Source organism: Pseudomonas sp. W4I3, from assembly GCF_030816195.1.
In the GTDB taxonomy this organism is placed as follows: Bacteria; Pseudomonadota; Gammaproteobacteria; order Pseudomonadales; family Pseudomonadaceae; genus Aquipseudomonas.
The window spans coordinates 3,769,409-3,793,984 of the sequence record NZ_JAUSXS010000001.1 but is presented as its reverse complement, the minus strand read 5'-3'; the positions used below and the strand labels follow the sequence as shown (position 1 = coordinate 3,793,984).

The following is a 24,576-nucleotide window of genomic DNA, read 5'->3' as shown; positions in this document are numbered from 1 at the left end:
ATGCAGGGTGATTGCACAGTCCGTGCCGGGTGCCGACGCCTGTATTTACGGGCTGAAACCTTCATCCACTGTTGCCCCGGCAACAGCGGATCGACAAACCAGCACGGTCTGCGACACCGGCGCGTCCATGCCTATATCGGCGCAGCGCGCCTGGCCTGGGCGTTTTCCCGGCCTGGCACGCTTGCTGCTCAGGCCCTGGGTACATCCCTGTGTGCGAGGAGTTATTCAATGAGTCAGCAAGCCGTGAAATTTGCCTATTGGGTGCCCAACGTCAGCGGTGGGCTGGTGGTCAGCAAGATCGAGCAACGCACCCATTGGGGCATCGACTACAACCGCAAACTGGCGCAACTGGCCGAAGCTGCCGGCTTCGAATACGGCCTGACCCAGATTCGCTTCACCGCCGGCTACGGCGCCGAGAACCAGCACGAGTCGGTAGCCTTCAGCCACGCGCTGCTCGCGGCCACCACCACCCTCAAGGTGATTGCGGCGATCCTGCCGGGCCCGTGGCAGCCGGCGCTGGCGGCCAAGCAACTGGCGACCATCGACCAGCTCACCAACGGCCGTATCGCGGTCAATATCGTCAGCGGCTGGTTCAAGGGCGAGTTCCAGGCCATTGGTGAACCCTGGCTGGAGCATGATGAGCGCTATCGTCGCTCCGAAGAGTTCATCCGTGCCTTGAAAGGCATCTGGACCCAGGATGACTTCACCTTCAAGGGCGACTTCTACCGCTTCAACAATTACACCCTCAAGCCCAAGCCGCTGGGCCATCCAGAGGTATTCCAGGGCGGCAGCTCACGGGCGGCGCGGGACATGGCCGCGCGCGTGTCGGACTGGTACTTCACCAACGGCAATACGCCGGAAGGCATCAAGGCCCAGGTCGATGACCTCCGCGCCAAGGCAGCGGCGAATAACCATTCGGTCAAAGTCGGCGTCAACGCCTTCATCATCGCCCGCGACACCGAGGAAGAGGCGCGCGCCGTCTTGGCGGATATCATCGACAAGGCCGACCCGGAAGCGGTCAACGCCTTTGGTGACGCGGCCAAACAAGCCGGCAAGGCCTCACCGGAAGGCGAGGGCAACTGGGCCAAATCCAGTTTTGAGGACCTGGTGCAGTACAACGACGGCTTCAAGACCAACCTGATCGGCACGCCGCAGCAGATCGCCGAGCGCATCGTTGCGCTCAAGGCGGTCGGCGTGGACCTGGTGCTGGCCGGGTTCCTGCATTTCCAGGAAGAAGTCGAGTACTTCGGCAAGCGCGTGTTACCGCTGGTGCGTGAGCTGGAGGCCAAGGCCGGAATCAGGCAAGTGGCTTGAAGACCACCACGGCCGCACGCAGTTTGTTATTACCGAACCGGCACATGCGCTCGAATTCCCCATGGCTGACCGGCAGGTGTTGGCAGTCCAGGGGCTGGCGGTGCTGGACGATGCGCTTCTCCAGGCGCAGGGCGTCGGTGTGGTCTTCGTAATAGTCGTTGATCAGGGCGAAGCGCCGGTAGCCACTTCGCTCATACAGCGCGAGGGCGCCTGGGTTATCGCTGCGCACTTCCAGGCGCAGGTAGGCGCAGTCATGTTCCACCGCAATTGCCTCAATGCGCGCGAGCAATTGTTTGCCCAGCCCCAGACCACGCGCAGGCTCGGCAATGGCGATGGAATACAGGCGCGCCAGCGAGGTGCCACGGTGGAACAGCACCAACGCATAACCAAGCAATTGTCCGTCGTTCTCCGCGACCAACAACTCGCCATGGGCGCGGCTGATCATCCACTGAAAACTGCGCGATGACAGCCGGTCGGTGGTGAAACAATGTTGTTCCAGTGCCACCAGTTCAGGCACATCGCACGGAGTTGCAACGCGAAAGGAAAGAGCCATATGACCGCCGTAAAAGTTGCGTAACGAAACGGGACTTCTCTAAAAGATCGTGCTTAATAGAAAAGGTCGAGTTCTCTAAAGCGGATCAAATATTATGTCGGCGGTACACAGTCATTGGCGTGAAGTATCCGAGCAAACAGTCGCGGCGACAATAACTTCCAGCGGTTATTTTTCGGGCCCGTCCAAAGGCGCAAGTCAAGTCGTGATCATTGTCGAACGCAAGGAAGACTGGGCCTCCTACTTCCCCAGCGAAGACATCGTCACCGCCCAGGAGTATCTGGAGCAGACGCGTGAAAACGAGACGGGCAAGCGCGTGCAGGTGATCAACCTGTGCCGCGGCTACAAGTACCTGGGGCATGGCTACTACTGCTCCCTGCTGGCCGAAGCGCGGGGGCACAAGGTGATCCCATCGGTACGCACCATCAGCGAACTGACGAAAAAAGCGTTGTACGGCCTGGCCCTGGACGACCTGGATAAAACCCTCGATAAAGCCTTGAGTCACCACCTTTACAGCAATACCGAAGGCTTTACTCTGACGCTTTATTTTGGTCGAACCAATATAGAACCGTTGCAGGACTTGGCCCGTCAGTTGTTTGAAGCGTTTCCGTGTCCAATCCTGTTAGTTGATTTCAAAAAGAATAACGGCTGGCACATCGAAGGGGTCAAGTCCGGCGTATTGCATAAGTTGCGTGATGATCAGGAAGATCAATTCGCCCACGCCCTCGACAACTTCAGCCGTAAGATCTGGCGCCAACCGCGCTCGCGCAGACTGGCCCGCTATGACCTGGCGATCCTCCACGATCCTCAAGAGCAACTGCCGCCGTCCAACGCGCGGGCGCTGGAGAATTTCGTTCGGGTAGGCAAGGGCCTGGGCATCGATGTGGACCTGATCGAGCGCAAGGATTACGCGCGCCTGGCCGAGTACGACGCCTTGTTGATCCGCGAAACCACCAGCGTCGACAACCACACCTATCGCTTTGCCAAGAAAGCCGAAAGCGAAGGCCTGGTGGTGATGGACGATCCGGCATCGATCTTGCGCTGTACCAACAAGGTTTACCTCACCGACTTGCTCAACAGCCATCAGTTGGGCATGCCCGCCACCGAGATTCTCTACAAGGAACGACCGGAAGACTTTGAGCGGGTCGGCGAGCGCTTGGGGTTCCCGTTGGTATTGAAGATCCCCGACGGCTGCTTTTCCCGTGGCGTGATCAAGGTGGAGAGCCAGGAGGCGTTGCTCAAGGCCACCGCCGAGTTGTTCGAGCATTCGGTGCTGCTGCTCGCTCAGGAGTTCTTCTACACCGAGTACGACTGGCGTATCGGTGTGCTCAACCGCAAGCCGATCTTTGCCTGCCAGTACTTCATGTCCAAGGGCCATTGGCAGATCTACAATCACAAGGCCATCGGCCAGGACATCAATGGCGAATGCCGCACCCTGGCCGTTCACGAAGCGCCCAAGGCGGTGGTGGAACTGGCCGTGAAGACCGCCAACCTGATCGGCGATGGCCTCTACGGTGTAGACCTCAAGCAGTCCGGCGACAAAGTGGTGGTGATCGAGGTCAACGACAATCCCAACCTGGACGCAGGCATTGAGGATGCCTATTTGCAGGACGACCTCTATGGCCTGGTGCTGGAGGAGTTCGTGCGGCGCCTGGAACTAAAACGCCAAGGGCAAGTGTGGTAGCGCGCCTCATCCAACGGTGGAGGTTGTTCAGGCGCTCGCTTGCAACGTCAGCACCTCGAACCCATCCGCCGTCACCGCGACCGTATGTTCCCATTGCGCCGACAGGCTGTTGTCCTTGGTCACCACCGTCCAGCCGTCCTTCAGGCTGCGCACCTTGGCGCTGCCCTGATTGAGCATCGGCTCAATGGTAAACACCATGCCTTCACGCAGTTCCAGCCCGGTGCCGGGGCGGCCGAAGTGCAGGATTTGTGGCTCTTCGTGCATTTCCCGGCCAATGCCATGGCCGCAGTATTCACGTACCACGCTGTAGCCGTTAGCCTGGGCGTGACGCTGGATCGCATGGCCGATATCACCCAGACGGGCGCCGGGCCTGACCTGGCGGATGCCCGCCCACATCGCTTCGAACGTCATCTCCACCAGGCGGCGCGCCTTGGGGGTGACGGTGCCGATCATGTACATCTTGCTGGAGTCGGCGATAAAGCCGCCTTTTTCCAGGGTGATGTCGATGTTGATGATGTCGCCGTCCTTGAGGATTTCCTTCGCGCTGGGCATGCCATGGCACACCACTTCGTTGATCGAGGTGTTGATGCAGAAGGGGTAGTCATATTGCCCGAGGCTCGCCGGGCGGGCCTTCAACGCTTGGCGTATGAAGGTTTCGACGGCGCTGTCCAGCTCCAGGGTCGAGCGGCCGGCGGCGACGAAGCCGTCGAGCATACTGAACACCTGTGCCAGCAGACGCCCGGATTCGCGCATCACCGCGAGCTGTTGTGGCGTCTTGATCATTGGCTGCGCCCCCGGATCAGGTCGGGCTTGTCCAGTAACAGTTTGTTGATCAGCTCGTTATAAGGCAGCTGCGGATTGAGCTCGGCCAGCAGGCCGATCTTGATCCAGAATTCCGCCTGGGCGTTGATGGAACGATCCATCGTGGCGCTGGCCAGGCGCAGTTGCTCGTGCAATTGGTCGGTGATCTTGACGATGCCCATACGCTTCACTATCAGAATTTAATATACGAAGCGTATATGTTTCATATGTTCTGTGTAAGTCCCTCTCGACGAAAGGGCCGCAGATTGATTGTTTGCCATATGTTGCCAGAAGCATCGACCACCGGGGTTACGCGCGGCTCAGGCGACGGGTTAAACGATTAATCGATGCGGTTCGACGATGATGCTGAGCGAGCGCTCACGCTTATATAACCAAGCGGCCGGCTTATGAAGAAAGGTTACAACAGCAGTGGATATTGCCGAGTAGGCTTCTGAAGAAGGCGTCTTCCAGGGCCGGCAAGACGCGGCAGGCAAGTGCCTGTGGAATACCTATAAAACTGTTGGCAGTCTCAAAAAAAGGAGAGGTTAGCCATGCTTTCGGAACTAGAGCTTCGCAGCATTATTGAAGGAAGTTTCCTGCCCAAGCGGTGTGAGTGCACCAAAGCCGAAGATGCTTCGCTGACGATCAGGGTCTATGACGACCGTGACCGTGACCGCGTGGATCTGGAGGTCAAGGGAATAAGCGCAGACAAGCTCGACAGCAGTCGAGCCATCTGCAACCTGATCACCGAATTGCGTGAAGGACTCACACATTCCCACGCCCCTGTCCTGCAACGAGCAGGAGGGCGTGGTTATTACTGGTGAGTGACCCATGGGCCTGGCATTCGCCAGGCCCACTGTTGTTGGCGGGTTACCAACTCATCCGCACACCGGCGTTGCCACTGACACCTTCCAGGGCGTTGCCGTCCAGGTTGGTGTTGTAGTCCGCTGCCAGATAAACGCTCACCGCCGACGACAACTTGGCGACAACCCCTACGCCCACGTCGGCGCTGGACGACTTGTGGTCGCTCTTGATGCGGTCCACATCATCGTAGGTCACCGTGTCGCTGCCGCCGAACGTACGCCAGGCGTTGGCGCGCAGATAGGGCTCGACGGGCGTGTTGCCCACCCGGTAGCGGCCCTTCAGACGGGCGCCAAGCCGGCCGGTCCAGTACTTCCTGAGAATCGAACGACACCTTGGAAATGCCGTCGTTCTGGCTGTCCAGGTCGATGGTCTGGCGGATCACCTGGGCCTGCGGTTCCACCACCCAGTGTTCGGAAACAGTGAACGGATAACCGGCTTCGGCGGACAGCGCCAAGGCATGGCCCTTGGTGTTCATCTTCACACCACGGTCGGATTTGCTATCGCCGTCCAGGCGCGTAAACATCGCGACCACATCCACATACCCGCCTGCGGAGTCGGTGAGCGTCCAATAGGCGCCGACGTTATCGCCGTCGAGCTTGACCCGTCCGGAGCGCCGGTCCTGAAAGCCTTCGGCGAATCCCTTGACGTCACCGTTCAAGCGGCTCTGCCCGATGAACAGGCCAAAGCGCTGCAATTGCCCGCCGCTGGTGTGCGCAGCGTAGAGGTCATGCCCCACCTGATAGCCCTTGACGCTGCCGTCGAAGCTTGGCGACACGGTGCCCGACCAGCTTTTGTTGAAATCGCTGCCGTAGGCACGCGCCCAACCGGCCGGCACCGCCCCGGTTTCGCTGAGCAGGCTTTGCTCGCCCTGGCGGTCGTGAAAGGTGCCCAGCGCCTGCAACGTCATCAGTTGCGCGGCCGGAACCACAACCGAGTACACCGGCACTTCCAGACGGTACAGCGCGATAGGCTCGGCACCGGCCACGGCCGTTGGCAGCAACGGGTTGCTGGCGGCGGATTGCGGTGACGTGGCGGCCGCGACCTGGCTCGGCGCTGGCGCCGGCGGCTCGACTGGCGCCACCGGTTGCGCGGTCGGTGGCTCCACCGGTGGTTCATCGGGGTCGACCACAGGCGGTGTCGGTGGAATCGGTGGCACAGGCACCACCACCGGCGGGGTGGGCGGTACCGGTGGTACGGCGGGCGGTTGCACGGCCACCACCGAGGAGCGCAGGTACCAGTTGTTTTCCGTACCGGCGGTGACGCCACCTTTGAACAGCAGGTACTCATAGGCACCGGCCGATACCGAGCCCTTCAAGGCGAAGGCGTCGATGCTGCTGACCGCGCCGTTGAGCGCCTGGACCACCTCGATGCCGTTGTTCTGGGTAAAGCCACCGGCACCGCCGAGGTTAGTCACGGCCAGCTGGGTGTGACCGCTGAGCGTGCCGTCGGCCACCACCAACTTGTCCGTGGCCGAGTTGTCGTCACCGAGCACGGTCTGCAGCCACAGTTGACCGTTGTTGCCCACGTAGTTGCCATGCACCGTGAGCGCATCGCCGGCACTGGCGCTGCCGGTGGTCATGTCAATGGTGCCGGCGTTGTTCAGCGTTGCCAGTTGGCCGGCGCTGTAGGGGCGGATCGCGCCCTGGGTCACGGCCAGGGTACTGCTGCCATCGAGGTTGAACGTACCGGTGTTGCTCGTACTGTCGCCGAGGAAAAAATCCCCGGCCAGGTCAAAGCGCGAAGCGTTGTCGAGGTTGACCGTTTCCCAGCCGACATAGCGCGCCGGCGTGCCGGAGGTGGTGTTATCGAAGGTCAATTGATCATTGCCCAGGCCACCGTCGAGGGAGGGCGTGCTAGCCAGCTGGCTTTCGCTGAGGCCGCGCAGCACTGCGCTATCATCGCCATCGCCCATCAGCACGGCGGAGTTGATCCGGCCGCCGCCCAGCCAATTGAACGTATCGTTGCCGACACTGGCGCGGATCTCGCCACTGATCACGCCGCTACTGACGGTGATGCTGTCATCACCGCCGCTGACACTGATATTGCCGCCGATGGTGCCGCCCGAAACAATGATGGTGTCGGTGCCGAAGCCGGTCACCAGGTTACCCAGGATCGCGCCGCCGGACATATCGTAGAGGTTATTGTCGAGCTTCATGTCGACGCGGCCGATGGTGCCGCCGCTCTGTCGTGCGGTGTCGCCGTCCTCGAACGCGCCGACGATGGTGCCGCCGGTCATCAGGAAGGTGTCGCGCGAATCACCCTGGGCCAGGGACTGGATTTGCCCACCGTTCATGATGAAATCGTCAATGCCGTTGCCTTGCTGCACCGCGCCGGTGATCACCCCGGAATCGATGCGTACCGCATCGGCGCCCGCACCGAAGGTGACGCCTCCATTGAGGGTGCCGGAGCCGCCGGAGGGTAGGGTGAGGCTGTTGTTGCCCAGCAGATCGGTCAGGCCAGTGGCGCTGGTGCCGCTGTCGCAGACGTAACTATCGTCACCGGGTCCGGGGGTAAAAGCGCACGCGGAGTGCGCGGTCTGGGGAGTGATATACTGCAGTGAAAGAATGCCGACAGCAATAACGGCTCGGGTTGGAAAGCCAGATGCCTTGGTCATGACGTGTCCTACGTATTGTTTTTGTTACTGCTGTTTTTTGGTCTAGCACACACCTCGCTCAACGGAGAATTTTCTGACAAAGGGTAGCAGGCCGCGCAGCGCACGGCCGGCAGAGCAATCAGCCTAATTGGCTGCGGTAAGGCAGGTCCGGCCCGGTACGGGTACAGGTCAGCGCTGCGGCGCGGATCGCAAAGCCGAGCATGGCGTCGATCTGTTCGCGGTCAAGCTGCTGCAGGCCCTCGACCGAGTCCAATTGGTGCTCAGTCAACCAGGCAATCAATGCTGCCTGGAAGGTATCGCCGGCACCTACCGTATCGGCCATCACGATATCGATGGCCGGTTGCGACCAATTGCCATGGCGGCGGCTGAACACGCTGGCGCCATCGCCGCCCCGGGTCAGGAATACCAACTGGCAGCGGTGTTGCAGCCAGCCTTGCAGCACGCTTTCAGGGGATTGCTCGGGGTAGAGCAGGTGCAGGTCTTCATCGCTGACCTTGATCAGGTCCGCATGCTTGACCAATTCCGCCACCCGGTCGCGCCACAGTTGGATGTCCGGTTGCGGGTTCAGCCGCACGTTGGGGTCGAGGCTGATCAGGCGCTTGCCGCTTTCGCGCTTGACCAGGTTGAGCAGCGTGTCGCCGATTGGCTGTACCACCAGCGAGAACGAGCCCACATGCAGCCCGCGAATCTCGTCACCCAGGGGCGGCAGGTGGCTCAGCTGCAGTTGCCGGTCTGCACAGCCTTCGCCACGAAAGCTGTATTGGGGCGAGCCATTGGCACCCACGGCCACCATGGCCAGGGTGGTCGGCGCGTCGAAGGGCACCAGGAAGTCTTCGTTCACGCCTTCATTTTTCAGCACCTGCAACAGGCGCCGGCCCAGGTAATCGTTGGAAATCCCGGCAAAGAAACCCGATGCGATACCCAGGCGGCGCAGGCCGACCGCCACGTTGAACGGCGAACCCCCGGCAATCGCCTTGTAATCGAGCTTGGCGGCCTGCCCGTCGGCATCCTCCTGGCTGAAAAAATCAAACAGCGCTTCACCACACACCAGATACATAGTTGCTCGCTCTTAAAGGGTTGCCACAAGTTGTTGATAACGCTCATAGGCTTGTTGATAGGCCCTGACATTGGCCGGCACCGGCACGGTGCGGCTGGCCGGGTCAAGGCTCACGCATTTGTCGCACAGGCTGGCCAGGGATTCGCCGGACTGGCACCACGCCGCCTGGATCGCCGCGCCCAGGGCCGCGGCTTCGCTCTGTTCGGTACACACCACTTCGGTGTTCATGATATCGGCGACCATCTGCCGCCACACCGGGCTTTTCGAGCCGCCGCCGATCAAGCGGATGCCCAGGCTTTGCAGGCCGGTCTGGCGCAGCAGGTCCAGGCCGTAGCGCAGGCCGAAGGTGGTGCCTTCGACCACCGCGCGGCACAGGTTGGCGCGGGTCAGGTTGGTCATGGTCAGGCCGTGCAGGCTGCCGGTGGCGTGGGGCAGGGCGGGTACCCGTTCGCCGTTGAGGAACGGCAGCATGCTCACCCCGTCGGCGCCGATGGCGGCCTGCTCGACCAGGGCGTTGAAGGCGTTCAGGTCGAGTTCGAACAGCTCGCGGATCACGCTGGTGGCATTGGTCAGGTTCATCGTGCAGATCAACGGCAACCAGCCACCGCTGGAGGCGCAGAAGGTCGCGACCGACGCCTGGGGACTGACGTTGGGCTGGTCGGCAAAGGCGTAGACGGTGCCCGATGAGCCCAGGCTCATGGTGATTACCCCAGGAGCGATATTACCGGTGCCGATGGCGCCCATCATGTTGTCGCCGCCGCCGCTGGCGACGACCGCGTTGGGGTTGATGCCCAGGCGCTCGGCGATGGCCGGCAGGATCGTGCCCACGGCTTGATCGGCTTCAATCAGCTCGGGCAGCGCCGCCTGCAGCCGACCACTGGGGTCGATGTGCTGGAGCAGCGCCACGTCCCAGTCACGGCTGCGCACGTTGAAATAGCCGGTGCCCGAGGCATCGCCGTATTCGGCGACGGCGCGGCCGGTGAGCCAGTAATTGAGGTAGTCGTGGGGCAGCAGGATGTGGGCGATGCGCGCGAAAAGGTCCGGGTGCTGTTCACGGGTCCACAGCAGTTTGGACACGGTGTAGCCCGGCGCAATGGCCACGCCCAGACGCTCCAGCGAGCCGCTTTCGCCGCCCAGGTGCTGCAGCAGGCGGTCATTTTCGGCGGCGGTTTCGGTGTCGCACCACAGTTTTGCCGGGCGCAGTACTTCACCCTGCTCATCGAGCAGCACCAAGCCATGCTGCTGGCCGGAAACGCCAATGCCGAGGATATCCTGGCCGTCGACCCCGGCCTGTTGCAGGGCGCGGTGGGTGGCTTCGGTAAAGGCGTCCAGCCATTCCTGGGTGTGCTGCTCGCGCCGGCCGTTGGCGCCGCTGATCAAGGTGTGCGCGGCGGCGCCCAGCCCCAGCACCTTGCCGCTGGACGCGTCGAGAACGATAGCTTTAGTGCCCTGGGTGCCGCAGTCGATGCCGAGGAACAGGTTTTGCTGGGTCATGATGATTTGCTCAGCAGTATTATTTTTCGGATTGGTAATGCGGTCCACATGTGGGAGGGGGCTTGCCCTGTTACCCGCCAGTGTAGGAGCGAGCTTGCTCGCGAAGAACTCAGGCCACCGGCGTTTATTCAGAATGAACGCGTTGCCTGGACGTTTTTCGCGAGCAAGCTCGCTCCTACAGTGGGGCAAGCCCCCTCCCACAGGTTTAAGCCGGTTTCTTCAGTAGCTGTTCCAAGGTTGCGGTGACGCCGTTGTCCCGCAAGCTCACATAACACCGCTCAAACGCTGCCACAAATGCAGGCGAGTTGGGAATAGCGGTGCCGAAAATCTCTTCAACCCCCAGCAGGCGCTGGCTGATCAATACGTCATCACTCACCAGTGCCTGGCAGAACTCGGCGCGCGGGTCCGGAATTTGGTAGCTCACTCCGTTCTCGTCCACACCCTTCAAGTACAGCGCCCACGCCGCCACGACCAACGCTGCGCGCTCGGTCTCACGCCCATCGGCAATCAAGCGATTGATGGTCGGCACGGTGAACTTGGGAAACTTCGATGAACCGTCCGAGCATACCCGTTCCAGCTGGTCGGCAATTGCCTGGTTGGAAAAGCGGTCCACCAGGGTCTGCTTGTACTGCGTCAGGTCAATGCCCGGCACCGGCGCCAGGTTCGGCGTGACGTCCAGGTCCATGTAGGCGCGCATGTAGGCGACAAACAACGGGTCGTTCATGGTCTCGTGAACAAACCGGTAGCCCTTGAGAAACCCCAGGTACGTCAGGGCCAGGTGGCTGCCGTTGAGCAGGCCGATCTTCATTTCTTCGTACGGCGTCACGTCGTCGGTGAACTGCACGCCGACCTTTTCCCAGGCCGGGCGGCCATTGACGAACTTGTCTTCCAGCACCCACTGCACAAAGGGCTCGCACACCACCGGCCAGGCATCGTCGATGCCGTGCTCATCATGCAGTTGCAGGCGATGGGCGCTGCTGGTCATCGGCGTGATGCGGTCGACCATGGCATTCGGGAAGCTCACATTGGCGTTGATCCAGTCATGCAATTGCGCGTCGTGCAACGCGGCGAACGCGAGCAGCGCCTTGCGGGTGACAGCGCCGTTGTGCGGCAGGTTATCGCAGGACATCACCGTGAACGCGGGAGTGCCGGCGGCGCGGCGCTGGGTCAGTGCGGCGCAGAGAAAGCCGAACACAGTTTTCGGTGCGCCGGGGTGCGCCAGGTCATGCTGGATCTGCGGCAGGTGGGCCATGAATTCGCCGTTGCTGTCGTCGATGCAATAGCCGCCTTCGGTGATGGTCAGCGACACGATACGAATGGCCGGGTCGGCCAGTTTGTCGATCAGGGCCTGGGCGCCGTCTTCTGCCAGCAGCATGTCGCTGAGGGCGCCGATCACGCGCACTTCGGTGTCGTCGGTGTCGCCCAGTTCGTACAAGGTAAACAGATAATCCTGGCCGGCCAGGTCGTCGCGGGCCTTGCGGTCTTCCGCGCGCAGGCCAACGCCGCAGATGCTCCAGTCCAGGCCTTCGCCGGTGTTCATCAAGGCGTCGGTGTAAAACGCCTGGTGCGCCCGGTGGAAACCGCCGACGCCGATGTGCGCGATGCCCTGGCGGGTATCGGCAATCGCGTAGGCCGGCAGTTGCACTTCGGGGGCCAGCTGGGTGAGGTTGTGTTTATTCAGTTTCATCTGGAAATACTCGCGAAATCAGGCGGCAGCGCGCAGGGGACGGGCCACGGCCACGCCGTCGGTGTCGAACAGGTGGCAGTGCGCCGGGTCCAGGTGCAGTTGCAGGGTTTCGCCATATTGGCTGGCCATGTCACCGCGAATACGCATCGTCAGCGGCTCGCCGTTGGCGGTGATGACGTGACAGAAGGTGTCGCTGCCCAAGCGTTCGCCGACGTCGGCGGTGACGGTCAGGGTGGTCTGGCCGGACGCTGCGATTTCCAGGTGCTCCGGGCGAATGCCCAGGGTCACCGCGCTGCCCACGCTCAGGGTCTGGCCGCTCAGCGGCAGGCTGATCAGGGTGCCGGCGTCCAGTTGTACGTCGCAGCCCTGGCCCTCCACGCGGGTCACTTTGCCTTTGAGGAAGCCCATTTTGGGCGTGCCGAGGAAGCCCGCGACAAACAGGTTGGCCGGCTGGTGATACAGCTCCAGCGGCGAGCCGACCTGTTCGATGCGACCGCTGTTGAGCACGACGACTTTGTCGGCCAGGGTCATGGCTTCGACCTGGTCGTGGGTCACGTAGATCATGGTTGCCTGCAGCTCTTTATGCAGGCGTGCCAATTCCAGGCGCATCTGCACGCGCAGGGCGGCGTCGAGGTTGGACAAGGGTTCGTCGAACAGGAAGATCTTCGGGTTACGCACAATCGCCCGACCAATCGCGACGCGCTGGCGCTGGCCGCCGGAGAGTTGCTTGGGCTTGCGCTCCAGCAGAGGGCCCAGCTCCAGAATACGCGCCGCTTCGCTGACCTTGCTTTCCACCAGCTTCTTGTCGACGCCGGCCAAGTCCAGGGCGAACGACATGTTCTTGCGCACGCTCATGTGCGGGTACAGCGCATACGTCTGGAACACCATGGCCAGGTCGCGCTTGGCCGGGGTCACTTCGGTGATGTCGCGCCCGTCCAGCTCGATGGTGCCTTCGCTGACTTCTTCCAGGCCGGCGATCAGGCGCAGCAGCGTGGATTTGCCACAGCCCGACGGGCCGACGAACACCACGAATTCCTTGTCGTTCACTTCCAGGTCGATGCCCTTGATGATGGAAAAACCTTCGAAGCCTTTTTGCAGATTCTTGATTTTCAGGTTGGCCATGATGGGCCCTCCGCTTGGAATTATTATTTGACTGCGCCGAAGGACAGGCCGCGCACCAGCTGTTTCTGGCTGATCCAGCCAAAGATCAGGATCGGCGCGCAGGCCAGGGTCGATACGGCGGACAATTTGGCCCAGAACAAGCCTTCGGGGCTGGAATAGGAGGCGATCAGTGCGGTCAGCGGCGCGGCGTTCGATGACGTCAGGTTCAGCGACCAGAACGCTTCGTTCCAGCACAGGATCAACGACAGCAGCACGGTGGAGGCCAGGCCACCCTTGGCGATCGGCAGCAGTACCCGGACCATTTCCTGCCACAGGGTGGCACCATCCAGGCGTGCGGCTTCGAGGATGTCCTTGGGAATGTCCTTGAAGTAGGTGTAAACCATCCACACCACAATCGGCAGGTTGATCAGGGTGTAGATGATGATCAGCGCGATGCGCGTGTCCAAAAGACCAAAACTCTTGGCCAGCAGGTAGATCGGCATCAGCACACCCACTGGCGGCAGCATCTTGGTGGACAGCATCCACAGCAGCGTGCCCTTGGTGCGCTTTGTTTCGTAGAAGGCCATGGAGTAGGCGGCCGGCACCGAGATCAGCAGGCACAGGGCGGTGGCGCTGAACGAGATCAGCACCGAGTTCCAGGCATAGCTGAAGTAGTTGCTGCGCTCATTGATGTGCAGGTAGTTCTCCAGCGTTGGCGTGAAGATGAACTGCGGCGGCGTGGCGAACGCGTCGATTTCGGTCTTGAAGCTGGTCAGCACCATCCAGAAGATCGGGAAGAAAATCAGGATCGCAATGGCCCAGGCCAGGGTGCCAAGCAACAGGCTCTGCAGGCGGCGGGATTGTTGAAGCGTCATGGCGCGGCCCTCAAGGCTTGTCAGTCAGGTTTTTGCCGATCATCCGCACCAGGATGATCGCCGCGATATTGGCGATGACCACGGCGATCAAGCCGCCGGCCGAGGCCATGCCCACGTCGAACTGCACCAGCGCCTGGTTGTAGATCAGGTAGGCGAGGTTGGTCGAGGCGTAGCCGGGGCCACCGTTGGTGGTGGTGAAGATTTCGGCGAACACCGAAAGCAGGAAGATGGTTTCGATCATCACCACCACCGCAATCGGACGTGCCAGGTGCGGCAGCGTCAGGTGCCAGAAGATCGCGATGGCGCCGGCACCGTCCAGGCGCGCGGCCTCCTTTTGTTCCTGGTCGAGGGACTGCATGGCGGTCATCAGCAGCAGGATGGCGAAGGGCAGCCACTGCCACGACACAATGATGATGATCGACAGCAGCGGGTAGTGCGCCAGCCAATCCACCGGTTCGGCGCCAAACAGCTTCCAGACGGCGGCAAGCACCCCCGACACCGGGTGAAAAATCAGGTTCTTCCAGATCAACGCACCGACGGTGGGCATGATGAAGAACGGCGAAATCAGCAACACCCGCACCAGGCCGCGCCCGAAGAACTCACTGGCCTCCAGCAGCGCACTGATCAACACGCCGAACACCACGCTGATCAGCAGCACGCTGCCCACCAGCAACAGTGTGTTGGTCGCGCCGGGCAGGAAACCTGAGTCGGTGACGAAGTAGGTGAAATTCTCCAGGCCGACGAACTGGTTTTCGCCGGGGTAGAGCAGGTTGTAGCGGATCAGCGAAAAATACAGGGTCATGCCCAGCGGCACGATCATCCAGAGCAGCAACAAGGCCACCGAGGGGCTGACGAGGAACCAGCCGGGGTTGGCCAGGCGGTTTTTTGGTGTCGTATTCATGATAATCAAGGCCAGTGCAGAGCAAGGATCGGAGTGCGGCCAATGTGGGAGAGGGCTTGCCCCCGATAGCGGTGTATCAGTCACACATTCATCAACTGGTAGAGTGCTATCGGGGGCAAGCCCCCTCCCACCTTTGACAGGGGTGAGGCTGGGTTACTTGGGGTAACCGGCCCGCTTCATTTCGCGCTCGGTGGTGGTCTGCGCGGCCGTCAGTGCGGCATCGACCGTCTGCTGGCCGGTCAGTGCGCCGGAGAAGAACTTGCCGACCTGGGTACCAATCGCCTGGAACTCAGGAATGGTCACCAGTTGAATGCCGATATACGGCACCGGTTTTTCCGTCGGCTTGGTCGGGTCCGCGACTTTCAGCGATTCCAGGGTCACCTTGGCGAACGGCGCGGCCTTCATGTACTCGTCGCTGTAGGTGGACTGGCGCGTGCCTGGCGGTACGTTGGCGATACCGTCGGTCTTGGCCACCAGTTGGCTGTATTCCTTGGAAGTGGCCCAAGTGGTGAATACCTTGGCGGCGTCCTTGGCCTTGGAGCTGGTGGGGATCGCCAGGCTCCAGGAATACAGCCACGAGGTGCCCTTGTCGGTCTTCTCGTGCGGGGCAAAGGTAAAGCCGACATGGTCAGCCACTTTGCTCTGGGTCTTGTCGGTGACGAACGAGCCGGCCACGCTGGCGTCCACCCAGATTGCGCACTTGCCACTGTTGAACAGTGCCAGGTTTTCGTTGAAGCCGTTGCTGGACGCACCCGGCGGGCCGGATTTTTTCATGTTATCGACGTAGAAGTTCAGCGCCTCTTTCCACTCCGGGCCGTTGAATTCGGGCTGCCATTTCTCATCGAACCAGCGTGCACCGTAGCCGTTGGCCAGGGTGGTGATCAGCGCCATATTTTCGCCCCAGCCGGCTTTACCGCGCAGGCACAGGCCGTACTGCTCTTTGGATTTGTCGGTGAGTTTGGCCGCGTATTCGCCGATCTCGCTCCAGGTCGGGTGCTCGGGCATGTTCAGCCCGGCGTCCTTGAACAGGTCGGTGCGGTAATAGGTGATCGAGCTTTCGGCATAGAACGGCAGGGCGTACAGCGAGCCTTTGACGGAAAGGCCGTCGCGTACCGAAGGGAATACGTCGTCGAGGTCGTAGGAAGCCGGCAGGTCTTTCATCGGCTCCAGCCAGCCCTTGGCACCCCAGAGTGCAGCTTCGTACATGCCGATGGTCAACACGTCGAACTGCCCGCCCTGGGTGGCGATGTCGGTGGTCAGGCGTTGGCGCAGTACGTTTTCTTCGAGCACCACCCAGTTCAGCTTGATCTCTGGATGCTCGGTCTCGAAGGTTTTCGAGAGCTTCTGCATGCGGATCATGTCGCTGTTGTTGACGGTGGCAATGGTCAGGGTTTGCGCGCCGAAGCTGACGGCGCTGAGGGTCATGCAGGTCATCATGCAGGTGGAGACAAGCAGAGCTTTTGCTGTGAACTTCATCGCGCACTCCTTTTCTGCGCCCAGGGGCTACAGAAGGACAGTTATTGTTGTTGTGTCTTCCTACAGAGAGTCAGGAAGAGTGTGCGCTGATTACAGCCTTCAAACGGCACGCTGACAAATCCTTGGGAGCACTTGGACTGATACTTTTTTGCACTCGGCACGATCGTTCCCACGCGCGTGGGAACCATCAGTGCAGGGTTTAACCCTCGAGATCAGCCAGTACGCGTTCAGCCAACAGCCGAGACACCTCGATCAACTGCGCAATACCCAGCGCGCCTTCGCGGCGTGAGCCGTCGAGCTCAAACGCGAAATCGCAGGTGAGGGCGTGGGCAGAGGCGAGTGATTCGCTGAGGTTGACCAGTAAGTCTTGAGTGGAAATGCCGTCTTTCACGGTGAACAGCATGCTGGGTGCTGGATCGATCGGGGGATTGGGGGTGGGTTTGATCATGGTGAAACTCCTGATTTAAGTGGAGCTGCCACCCGATCGCCGCGACGCTATTGGGTGGTAGCTGTACGCAGGTTCGCGGACCGGAATCAGGAAACCGGCATACCCGAAGGTATCCCGCGCACAGCCACCATAAGGCCGGACAGTAGACGATAAAAAAACGTCGACTAACAAGCGGAAATGGCACTTTGCATCTGATTAACCGGGCCGCGACGCCCGTCCACTGCGTATGCAGCGGTGTACGGAGACTAGAGATTGAGTGTCCTAGGGACAACCTCAAATCCTTGTCAGACGTTTCTGCGTTTACCACTACCTCAAGCCAGATTCTGCTCCGTCAACCGCTGCACCGCCAACCGTCGATAGTGCGACGGCGTCATCCCCTTGAGCTGCTGGAAGCGCCGGTTGAAGTTCGAGATGTTATTGAACCCCGACTCAAAGCAAACATCGGTCACAGCTTTATTACCATCGGCCAGTAACTCGCACGACTTGCTGATCCGAAGACGATTGACGAATTCAATGAACGTGCGCCCGGTGGCTTGCTTGAACACCCGGGAAAAATAGGTCGGCTTCATCCCTAGGTAGTCCGCGACTTCCTCCAGTGGCAGTTCGCGGGCGTAGTGGGCGAAGATGTAGTCCACCGCGCGGTTGGTGCGGTCGATGCTGTGTTCGTCGGCCAGCTGTGGCGTGTTTACCCCAGACAACAGTTGGTAGTCCTCACAGGCGCTCAATACTTCCAGCAAGATAAAGAAATGCCCCAGCCGCGCCATGCCCTGGGCGTCCTCGATGCGCTGCATCAAGCTCATCGCCTGGGCAATCGTGCGTTTGCAGCGAAACTCGATGCCGGACTGGGCGCGCTCGAGCAGCGGGGCCAGACTCTTGAGCTCGGTGAACACCTGGCTGCCGTTGTCCAGCAACTCCTCGGTAAAGTTCACCAGCATGTCGCGCTTGGGCACCACCTCGTCTTCCTCGACCTGGCTGATCCAGTTGTGGGGCAGGTTGGGGCCGGTGAGGAACAGGCTTTCCGGGTAGAAGTTGCCGATGTAGTCGCCGATGAACACCTTGCCCGAGCTGGCGACGATGAGGTGCAGCTCGTATTCCTTATGGAAGTGCCAGCGCACCAGCGGGCAGGGAAAGCCGTGCTGGCGATAGATGATGGAGAGGCCGTTATGGTCGTCCATCAACTCGTAGGAAGGGTCGGTGATGCGCGTGGCTCGGGTCATGTTGCCGTCGCTTTATTGTGGGTGCGACCCAAATAATGCCCCGTTGTGCACGGCCCTGCCAGCGTCAAGCGTCGCAGAATGCGCCACTGCATCTTATTGGTTGTGAAATAGAATCGTCATTTTTCGTCGTTAAAGTAGCCAGACCAAGTAAAGCGCGCCGCCCCGAATCGATACAAGTTGGTTCTTGAGATTTTGCAGGTGCTCATAGCATAGGGAGTGAATTGGATGAGCTCGCTTCGAACAGCCACCACTGTTTATAGTTTGAATCCATTAGTCTACCCTGCTCGGGCGGGTTTAGCTGAAAAAACCCTCACTGCGCTAGCGGTTGCTAATAGGTTTTTGAATGACTACGAGCAAGCGCCTTGGCCTATTAAATCTGAATGCCTCTCGAGCCTTCTAGCGGAAAAAAGAGTAGCGTCACTTTTTCAGCACCCGTTATCTGCGCATTACTCTGCATTCAATACACATATTCCGATAGCTGGCAGATCCTCAGTGGAGCAGCGTCACGTTGAACCTATTTCCTCAGCATTTAAAAAAACATTAGTCGATATAAATTACCCTGCCATTTGTACATTTTTAAGCAACACGAGTCAGCTTGTCGGTGGCAGCGAAAGTATTAGGGAGTTACCTATAGGGCTTGAGCCTGACAGGCACGGCCGTACAACGATGTTTGTCGACGCCGCTGAGATTAAAAGCACGCTCATGTCCCTGTGGTATTACATGGCTGAGCAGGTGGTGCCGGAATATGATCTTTTTACCGCATTGGTCGCAATTGTGGGGCTATTAAATTGCCACCCATTTAGTGATGGTAACGGTCGGGTGGCACGCGTGCTTTTCAATATATTATTGGGGCGTTCAGTAAAGAATTATATTCCTTTGTACGATTTCTATCACTGCACACCTGGCGGATATCTATTACGTCTCCGGCAAGCCCAGCTGCTTGGCGAGTGGGACGAGTTGGTGTTGTTTCACTGCAGAATAATAAATGTGATGGCAGGTCGCTAAATTTCCACTTCCAGATGGATCTGGGAAGCCCATAGGGCAAGCCTGACGGTAGGGTCGAATGAAAAGATCTTCCCGTAAATAAAGAGTGTTCCGTTAAAATTGACTGAAGATAGAAGGAGAAACTAAATGTCACTCGTATATAAAGAGTTGCCAAGTGTTCTTGTTCAAGAACCGCGGACTGGGTATGCATATATCATCAGTAGCCAAGAGTTAAGTGCGTTTGAGTTGACGGCTGATGCGTTTGCTAAGATTGATGATGGCGTTGTCACGTTTATCATTCCAGATGATGAGTTGATTGAAACAACGCCGCCGTTTAATGTAAGTGGAACCCATACTCCCACGGTGATCATTCAGGCCCTGGCGCTGAATAAATCATTTCTCCTTTCATATGAGCAACTGCAGTTATTCAAGGTCTCGCAACCTAACGATTACGGCGGATATGGAATATCTTTTGTAATTCCTTCAGGTAACGAGTTTCTCGAGGATTTGTCGCCTGTTCAGCAAGCGATGCTGCAAAGCGGGGAGACGGGCGGTGGATATACCATCTCTCACGGCCCAGCTCTAACCTTTCCATCGAAAGGCGCAAATACACCTGCGATTAAATAACGTTGCAGTGCACAAGTAGACTCGCCGCCAGTGGCGAGTCTATGCCATCCTTGAAGGAGCTGATATATGGATATATCGCTAGATGTTAGAGGCGAAAGCCTTGACCCGCTTTTAGGCGATATTGACTGCACTATTATTGATGGTTTTCTCGACATCACGCTGTGCCGAGAACTGCATAAAAGCCTGTTAAACAATCAGATGTGGCGTAAGAAAAATCCCATATCCAAACATCTCTATAACTCACAACCTAAGACGGCTTTCGTTGAAACAATCTTGGCTAGCGTTGACCACGCGATGCGAAAGCGAGCAGGGGATGGCATCAAGCTGATAGATTACTGGGCGCTTTTGTATTCGAAGAACAGTGACGGTAATACACATGCAGATTTCGGACAGCTAACCTTAACCTATTGGTTGACACCTGAAGAATACAATCTTGATTTTGATACGGGTGGCTTGCTTATTTACGATATCAAGCGTGCCAAGGATTTAAGAGCTAACGAATACCTGGCAGCTGGACGAGCGTCCGAGAAATATGTACTTGAGCGTACACGGCGTCACGTGATTGTACCGTATCGATGCAATAGAGCAGTTTTGTTTGATTCAAGCCACTATCATAAGACGTACTCTCCTAATTTTGATATAGCGCATCCTGAAGGCATGAGAATGAGTTTAACTTTCTCTTACGCCTGTGCGGAGCACGTTGCAGAACAGGTCAGGTTAATCAATGGCTGAGATTAAAGAAACGCGATACAGCATAAGATATGAGTTGCTGGGTCTTGCGTTTAAACTAACTACCGATAATGACGAAATGCATCGCTATCTAGAAGATGTTTTAGAGGAGCACCTCGTAACCAGTCAGGAAGAGCCCATTGATGTTGAGTTGTTTATACCACTGATTGATCTGGTTAAAAGAAGGTACTTGACACGAACCGCGCCCGATTACGCCAGTGTGCTTACTGACGTTAAGTTTGGTTTTGGCATGCCCCCGATTCATAACTGGCGTAGCACCGCTCCGCCACTCATTCCTTTTAATATAGAGGCCATAGATGGGAGGTTTTCTGCCTATCACGCGGCTGCCATAAACGCTGCTGAAGTAGGTGCGGTCCTATTGCTGGGTAACAAAGGCGCCGGCAAGAGTACCAATGCCTTGGCCTTGTGCAAGCAGCAGGAGTGGAGCCTGCTATCTGACGAGACATGTGTGGTCCGATCACGAGATTTGGTCGTTCACGCTATACTGCGGCAGCCGCATGGGTACGCTGTTGATAGTCAAAATATCGCGCGCAAAATGGTGCTTAGATTTGCGGATAATTTATGGCTGAAAACCAAAAAAGAAGGCGATCCCGTACTAGCATTTGAATTGATATTTATTCCTGGAATGGTTACGCCTCATGCGGAAAACGTCACTGACGAAAAGATAGCAGCACAAATATTAACAAGACACCAATTGCAGTTCGGGGGGACTCCGGAAGGAGCACGAGAATGCTCCAGGGCTTTGGCCGCCAAGGTGAAACTTATCCAAATATATCACGGTGGATATGAAAATTTTCCGGAAGTTCAGAAGATAATAGTAGGTGCGGCTAACAGGATGTTTAAATGAGAAGTTTGTTTACGAATCCGTCTCTTTATGTCTTGCAAACAAAGTTGGTTTCTCCGAATTCTCAAGGGAACAGTCGGTGGACGGTCGTCAATCCTGTTGCGTCTACTTTATACGGCGCTATCGGTAAGGATGAGTATCCTAAGCTTATAAAAATTCTAAGGGATGCCTCCTCTGCGGAAGGTGAGGCTTTGCATGACGTAGAAATATTGACTGAAAAAAGTTTGCTTTTACCAGAACCAAACTGTTCCGTAACGAAAAAAGGTAGCGTGTTCCTTGATTATTACCATTCTTTTGTTCACGGGTACGTTTTTCATAACTATGATTCAATAGAGCGATTTGAGAAAGATCGTGAGCAAATGAATGAGTATGGGAAAATTGCACGACCGCCAGATGTTTACACTCAAAGAAATGCTGAGTTAAAGCGACTCAATCTGCCCTTGCCGCAAATGCACCTGTGCAGCATAGAAAGTGAGGTGCAACTGCTGAGTAATATTTTATCAGGTACTTTCCTTGCCGTAGGGGAAATCAACGGAGGCGATTTTGGGCCTTGGCTGCGTAAGGCGAATCCATCAGGGGGCGCGCGTCATCCAATTGAAGCGTTGGTTATTATAAACGGAGTCGAAAATATCCCTGATGGTGTTTATTGTTTTGATCCGCCGAACAATCAACTCGTTTATAAAATGGCCAGTAGCGATGGAAGTAACCATAGGCGTTTGTCTCTTGTGTTGACTGCGAGGGTGGAGCGTCCCATGTGGCGTTATCGTGAAAGTAGGAGTTTTCGCGCGATCTTCTTGGATGCCGGTCATTGTATTGAAACGCTGCGCCAATTAAGTGCTGCCTACGGGTGGTCGTTAATGGAGGGCTTTATAGATCAGAATGTTTTTAATGAGTTTGATCTTCAGGATATACCTATTTGTGGTTTTTCGATAAGTAGACCTGTCGGTCGTATGGCGTCAGAGGCAACGCTTCAAACAACAAGTGACATCGTAGCGTGTGAGCGCGAGGATTTCAGTAGAAGTGCTTGCTATAACACCAACCCCTTTTTATGGTGCTATTTTGCAGAGGGTAAGTTGGTCGGTGTAACGTCGTATCCTAAATGTGCGAAACTTATACTCGATGAGTCTATGTTCAGAGTACTAAATTATGCTCAGGTTTCTAGGCGTGGTGATCGCCCTTCAACGCCTTTGGAACTTAGCCTAAGTCAAAACGTTTCTATAAACTTGGTTGATGAGCTCATTCAGTCAGGATTCCTGGTTAATCTAGAAAACGTACGCAGCTTATATTCGGAAGCAGCGCATTGGATTTCTCATGGTTGGTATCAAAATCTACTCGTCTATCTTGAATACAAAGCTGAAAAAATCAATTCAGAATCCTTAATAGGTGAAAATTTTTTTCATGAGAGTGAGTCCGTCGAGCCTGGTCCTTTATGGAAAGCTCTTTCAACAGAAAGAAAAACGACGCGAATTTTCTCGCCAACGCTGATTGACCCTATCAGTGCATTCGGCGCGGTAAGCTCTTGTTTGGAATTGTTGAATGACTGTGATGCGCTGGAGATGTTCCATCTCAAACGGGTTAATGATGACATGTTCAAGGTGCAGAGATGGAGTAAAAAGGAGCGATGCTTCATCAATTTTAAGGAAATAGAAAGCGCTTTGTTGGAAAACGCCGTAATAGGGCAGAAACCAGTCGTGCAGGCATCGGATATTTACTGGTTCGCAAGCTCGGTTGAGGGCCTCAATTCAGTGGGCTATGTTAATGCTCTGTTGAGACTTGGTATGTTGATGCAAAAAGTTTGTATTTCATGCGCGCGCATGAAACTCGGGCTGTTCATAACGCCCGCTTCAAATGACCTGACGGCAGCGAAAATCACCGAGTTGAACTCGGTATCAACACTCAATTATTTTGCTGCTGTCGGACGCGCAGTGAGGAAATGAAATGAGAAAGCGAAAGTTTTCTTTTGTTTCGGAGGCAAATAGTGGCTTGCTTAGGAAGATCAGCCATTCTACGTTGATTCAATTTTTGTCAATGGCTGCCTCGCTATTGCTGTCTAGTTACATGATGCGGACGATTGGTGGTGAGCGCTTTGGCGTTATAACGTCGCTTAATGCCATTTTGGCTATTTGCCTAGTATTTACCACATTTGGCTGGCCTGTAATATTGACAAAAGCTTTCGCGGGCAGTGGTCGTATTAATTCAGTTTTGGCATTGAGGGCGGCATTGAAAGATTCGAGCCTTTTAACGCTCGCCATAGGTGTTGTGTTGTTTGGTCTGATCTGGATAGGGATCGTGTCTAAGCCGGAATACAGTTTTTTTTATTTGCCACTGCTGTTGCTTTTGAGGTCTTTGATAGCGCTTATAAAGGGGGTGCTGGATGGAGTCGGAAGAGTGATTGCCGAGCAATATGCCATCGGTATTTTTTTGCCATTTATAACCATTGCATGCTTTGTATTGATTAACGTTGTTGATGAAATCAATAATATATTGTTGGTTTATTCTTTTTCTGCTTTTCTTGGTTTAGTGTTGCTTGTTGGTATATTGTTATTGACGAAGATGCGCGAGTTTAACGATGAGCAGGAATCGCCGGTTGACCTGAAGCGCTCAGGTAATTGGTGGTTGATGTCGACGAGCTTGTCTAATGTGGCACTGCTTAAGTGTGATGTGATTATTATGGGCTATTATGTTGATAGTCATGCTGTTGCGATTTACGGTGTGATATGTCAAATAGTTACAGTGGTAACAATAGCTATCTCGGCTGGAAATGCGATTTTCGGCCCAATTATCGTAAGGCAGTACAAGGAGAACGATTTGGCTTCGGCTAGGAAAACGTTTTGTTTAGTTCAAAAATATGTGCTGCTCTGGTCTTTGCCGTTTTTCTTGGTGCTTAGTATATTTCCAGGCTTTGTATTGTCCATGTTGGTTGGAGAACCCGTAGTCGGTGCCTTTAGTTTTTGCCTTGTAATATTAGCTATTGCACAAATGGTCAACGCAGGCACTGGGCCTGTGGCTACCGCGTTGTACATGAAAGGCGAAGTGGCTTTTTTTGCGATCAGTATGATGACCTCAGTTCTACTCAATATTATCGCAAACGTACTGTTGATTCCTCGGTATGGGGTGAGTGGTGCGGCAGTCGCGACGGCTTCGGTTGTCATATTAGTAAACCTTACTCAGTATTTTAGAGCGCGATCGCTGAAAATCGCCTGATTGATATATAGGTCAGGGTTAGTGAGAATTTATGAAACGCAGCGCCGCTGAAATATAGGAACGAAGCTGAAGGCACGTTTATGC

Annotated in this window: 21 protein-coding genes and 1 pseudogene; 9 read left to right on the top strand and 13 right to left on the bottom strand. The window is 56.8% G+C overall.

The annotated features are described in order from the left end of the window. Positions 1-228: 228 nt before the first annotated feature. Positions 229-1,314 (top strand): dimethylsulfone monooxygenase SfnG, encoded by a 1,086-nt coding sequence (gene sfnG / locus QF045_RS17245; RefSeq protein WP_306493282.1) that lies wholly within the window; start codon positions 229-231, stop codon positions 1,312-1,314. Here sfnG and QF045_RS17240 read toward each other — a convergent pair. Further along, positions 1,298-1,867: a peptidase C39 family protein gene (locus tag QF045_RS17240; protein ID WP_306493281.1), complete on the bottom strand. Its 570-nt coding sequence runs from the start codon at positions 1,865-1,867 to the stop codon at positions 1,298-1,300. The genes sfnG and QF045_RS17240 overlap by 17 nt on opposite strands. Positions 1,868-1,961: 94 nt before the next feature. Here QF045_RS17240 and QF045_RS17235 point away from each other — a divergent pair, with 94 nt between their 5' ends. After that, the gene (locus QF045_RS17235; protein WP_306493280.1) at positions 1,962-3,548 is read left to right on the top strand and encodes a RimK family protein; all 1,587 of its coding nucleotides are present in this window, start codon (positions 1,962-1,964) and stop codon (positions 3,546-3,548) included. Between the two features lie 27 nt (positions 3,549-3,575). Here QF045_RS17235 and map read toward each other — a convergent pair whose 3' ends face one another. After that, positions 3,576-4,331 carry a type I methionyl aminopeptidase gene (map, locus tag QF045_RS17230; RefSeq protein ID WP_306493279.1) on the bottom strand — a complete coding sequence of 252 codons (756 nt, stop codon included), beginning with the start codon at positions 4,329-4,331 and terminating at the stop codon, positions 3,576-3,578. After that, complete coding sequence (locus QF045_RS17225; RefSeq protein WP_306493278.1) at positions 4,328-4,531, bottom strand: ParD-like family protein; 204 nt, start codon at positions 4,529-4,531, stop codon at positions 4,328-4,330. Before QF045_RS17225 ends, map begins: the two co-directional genes overlap by 4 nt. A gap of 369 nt (positions 4,532-4,900) precedes the next feature. Between QF045_RS17225 and QF045_RS17220 the strand changes: the two genes are divergently transcribed. Then, positions 4,901-5,173 carry a DUF1652 domain-containing protein gene (locus tag QF045_RS17220; protein WP_306493277.1) on the top strand — a complete coding sequence of 91 codons (273 nt, stop codon included), beginning with the start codon at positions 4,901-4,903 and terminating at the stop codon, positions 5,171-5,173. A 46-nt stretch (positions 5,174-5,219) separates the two neighbouring features. On the opposite strand, the pseudogene QF045_RS17215 reads toward QF045_RS17220, so the two are convergent. From QF045_RS17215 to QF045_RS17170, 10 genes and pseudogenes are all read right to left on the bottom strand, one after another. Beyond that, a pseudogene (locus QF045_RS17215) lies at positions 5,220-7,827 on the bottom strand (autotransporter outer membrane beta-barrel domain-containing protein). 118 nt (positions 7,828-7,945) lie between these two features. Beyond that, positions 7,946-8,884 (bottom strand): carbohydrate kinase, encoded by a 939-nt coding sequence (locus QF045_RS17210; protein WP_306493276.1) that lies wholly within the window; start codon positions 8,882-8,884, stop codon positions 7,946-7,948. 12 nt (positions 8,885-8,896) lie between these two features. After that, on the bottom strand, positions 8,897-10,378 hold the full coding sequence (gene xylB, locus QF045_RS17205; protein WP_306493275.1) for a xylulokinase: 1,482 nt from the start codon (positions 10,376-10,378) through the stop codon (positions 8,897-8,899). Positions 10,379-10,583: 205 nt separating this feature from the next. Beyond that, positions 10,584-12,065, bottom strand: coding sequence for a mannitol dehydrogenase family protein (locus tag QF045_RS17200; RefSeq protein ID WP_306493274.1), 1,482 nt, complete (start codon positions 12,063-12,065; stop codon positions 10,584-10,586). An 18-nt stretch (positions 12,066-12,083) separates the two neighbouring features. Beyond that, positions 12,084-13,187 carry an ABC transporter ATP-binding protein gene (locus QF045_RS17195; protein WP_306493273.1) on the bottom strand — a complete coding sequence of 368 codons (1,104 nt, stop codon included), beginning with the start codon at positions 13,185-13,187 and terminating at the stop codon, positions 12,084-12,086. A gap of 23 nt (positions 13,188-13,210) precedes the next feature. Further along, entirely contained in the window at positions 13,211-14,041 is an 831-nt protein-coding gene (locus tag QF045_RS17190; protein WP_032886872.1) for a carbohydrate ABC transporter permease, read from the bottom strand. Between the two features lie 10 nt (positions 14,042-14,051). After that, complete coding sequence (locus tag QF045_RS17185; RefSeq protein ID WP_124386920.1) at positions 14,052-14,942, bottom strand: carbohydrate ABC transporter permease; 891 nt, start codon at positions 14,940-14,942, stop codon at positions 14,052-14,054. A gap of 153 nt (positions 14,943-15,095) precedes the next feature. Beyond that, complete coding sequence (locus tag QF045_RS17180; protein WP_373424488.1) at positions 15,096-16,379, bottom strand: sugar ABC transporter substrate-binding protein; 1,284 nt, start codon at positions 16,377-16,379, stop codon at positions 15,096-15,098. A 238-nt stretch (positions 16,380-16,617) separates the two neighbouring features. After that, positions 16,618-16,866: a DUF6124 family protein gene (locus QF045_RS17175; protein ID WP_306493271.1), complete on the bottom strand. Its 249-nt coding sequence runs from the start codon at positions 16,864-16,866 to the stop codon at positions 16,618-16,620. Positions 16,867-17,177: 311 nt separating this feature from the next. Then, on the bottom strand, positions 17,178-18,083 hold the full coding sequence (locus QF045_RS17170) for an AraC family transcriptional regulator (RefSeq protein ID WP_306493270.1): 906 nt from the start codon (positions 18,081-18,083) through the stop codon (positions 17,178-17,180). A gap of 225 nt (positions 18,084-18,308) precedes the next feature. Here QF045_RS17170 and QF045_RS17165 point away from each other — a divergent pair, with 225 nt between their 5' ends. The 6 genes from QF045_RS17165 to QF045_RS17140 all read left to right on the top strand — a co-directional run bounded on the left by QF045_RS17165 (position 18,309) and on the right by QF045_RS17140 (position 24,492). Further along, positions 18,309-19,088, top strand: a complete 780-nt coding sequence (locus tag QF045_RS17165; RefSeq protein WP_306493269.1) for a Fic family protein — start codon at positions 18,309-18,311, stop codon at positions 19,086-19,088. A gap of 126 nt (positions 19,089-19,214) precedes the next feature. Beyond that, positions 19,215-19,694 carry a hypothetical protein gene (locus tag QF045_RS17160; RefSeq protein ID WP_306493268.1) on the top strand — a complete coding sequence of 160 codons (480 nt, stop codon included), beginning with the start codon at positions 19,215-19,217 and terminating at the stop codon, positions 19,692-19,694. 66 nt (positions 19,695-19,760) lie between these two features. After that, positions 19,761-20,426 carry a hypothetical protein gene (locus tag QF045_RS17155; protein ID WP_306493267.1) on the top strand — a complete coding sequence of 222 codons (666 nt, stop codon included), beginning with the start codon at positions 19,761-19,763 and terminating at the stop codon, positions 20,424-20,426. After that, on the top strand, positions 20,419-21,291 hold the full coding sequence (locus QF045_RS17150; RefSeq protein ID WP_306493266.1) for a hypothetical protein: 873 nt from the start codon (positions 20,419-20,421) through the stop codon (positions 21,289-21,291). The genes QF045_RS17155 and QF045_RS17150 overlap by 8 nt, the downstream gene beginning before the upstream one ends. Further along, entirely contained in the window at positions 21,288-23,225 is a 1,938-nt protein-coding gene (locus tag QF045_RS17145; RefSeq protein WP_306493265.1) for a SagB/ThcOx family dehydrogenase, read from the top strand. Before QF045_RS17150 ends, QF045_RS17145 begins: the two co-directional genes overlap by 4 nt. 1 nt (position 23,226) lies before the next feature. Beyond that, positions 23,227-24,492: an oligosaccharide flippase family protein gene (locus QF045_RS17140; RefSeq protein ID WP_306493264.1), complete on the top strand. Its 1,266-nt coding sequence runs from the start codon at positions 23,227-23,229 to the stop codon at positions 24,490-24,492. Positions 24,493-24,576: the final 84 nt, after the last annotated feature.

Bases quoted from the DNA above. Each gene is read 5' to 3' on its own strand.
- sfnG (WP_306493282.1), top strand. From the start codon at position 229: ATGAGTCAGCAAGCCGTGAAATTTGCCTATTGGGTGCCCAACGTCAGC.
- QF045_RS17240 (WP_306493281.1), bottom strand. From the start codon at position 1,867: ATGGCTCTTTCCTTTCGCGTTGCAACTCCGTGCGATGTGCCTGAACTG.
- QF045_RS17235 (WP_306493280.1), top strand. From the start codon at position 1,962: ATGTCGGCGGTACACAGTCATTGGCGTGAAGTATCCGAGCAAACAGTC.
- map (WP_306493279.1), bottom strand. From the start codon at position 4,331: ATGATCAAGACGCCACAACAGCTCGCGGTGATGCGCGAATCCGGGCGT.
- QF045_RS17225 (WP_306493278.1), bottom strand. From the start codon at position 4,531: ATGGGCATCGTCAAGATCACCGACCAATTGCACGAGCAACTGCGCCTG.
- QF045_RS17220 (WP_306493277.1), top strand. From the start codon at position 4,901: ATGCTTTCGGAACTAGAGCTTCGCAGCATTATTGAAGGAAGTTTCCTG.
- QF045_RS17210 (WP_306493276.1), bottom strand. From the start codon at position 8,884: ATGTATCTGGTGTGTGGTGAAGCGCTGTTTGATTTTTTCAGCCAGGAG.
- xylB (WP_306493275.1), bottom strand. From the start codon at position 10,378: ATGACCCAGCAAAACCTGTTCCTCGGCATCGACTGCGGCACCCAGGGC.
- QF045_RS17200 (WP_306493274.1), bottom strand. From the start codon at position 12,065: ATGAAACTGAATAAACACAACCTCACCCAGCTGGCCCCCGAAGTGCAA.
- QF045_RS17195 (WP_306493273.1), bottom strand. From the start codon at position 13,187: ATGGCCAACCTGAAAATCAAGAATCTGCAAAAAGGCTTCGAAGGTTTT.
- QF045_RS17190 (WP_032886872.1), bottom strand. From the start codon at position 14,041: ATGACGCTTCAACAATCCCGCCGCCTGCAGAGCCTGTTGCTTGGCACC.
- QF045_RS17185 (WP_124386920.1), bottom strand. From the start codon at position 14,942: ATGAATACGACACCAAAAAACCGCCTGGCCAACCCCGGCTGGTTCCTC.
- QF045_RS17180 (WP_373424488.1), bottom strand. From the start codon at position 16,379: ATGATGACCTGCATGACCCTCAGCGCCGTCAGCTTCGGCGCGCAAACC.
- QF045_RS17175 (WP_306493271.1), bottom strand. From the start codon at position 16,866: ATGATCAAACCCACCCCCAATCCCCCGATCGATCCAGCACCCAGCATG.
- QF045_RS17170 (WP_306493270.1), bottom strand. From the start codon at position 18,083: ATGACCCGAGCCACGCGCATCACCGACCCTTCCTACGAGTTGATGGAC.
- QF045_RS17165 (WP_306493269.1), top strand. From the start codon at position 18,309: ATGAGCTCGCTTCGAACAGCCACCACTGTTTATAGTTTGAATCCATTA.
- QF045_RS17160 (WP_306493268.1), top strand. From the start codon at position 19,215: ATGTCACTCGTATATAAAGAGTTGCCAAGTGTTCTTGTTCAAGAACCG.
- QF045_RS17155 (WP_306493267.1), top strand. From the start codon at position 19,761: ATGGATATATCGCTAGATGTTAGAGGCGAAAGCCTTGACCCGCTTTTA.
- QF045_RS17150 (WP_306493266.1), top strand. From the start codon at position 20,419: ATGGCTGAGATTAAAGAAACGCGATACAGCATAAGATATGAGTTGCTG.
- QF045_RS17145 (WP_306493265.1), top strand. From the start codon at position 21,288: ATGAGAAGTTTGTTTACGAATCCGTCTCTTTATGTCTTGCAAACAAAG.
- QF045_RS17140 (WP_306493264.1), top strand. From the start codon at position 23,227: ATGAGAAAGCGAAAGTTTTCTTTTGTTTCGGAGGCAAATAGTGGCTTG.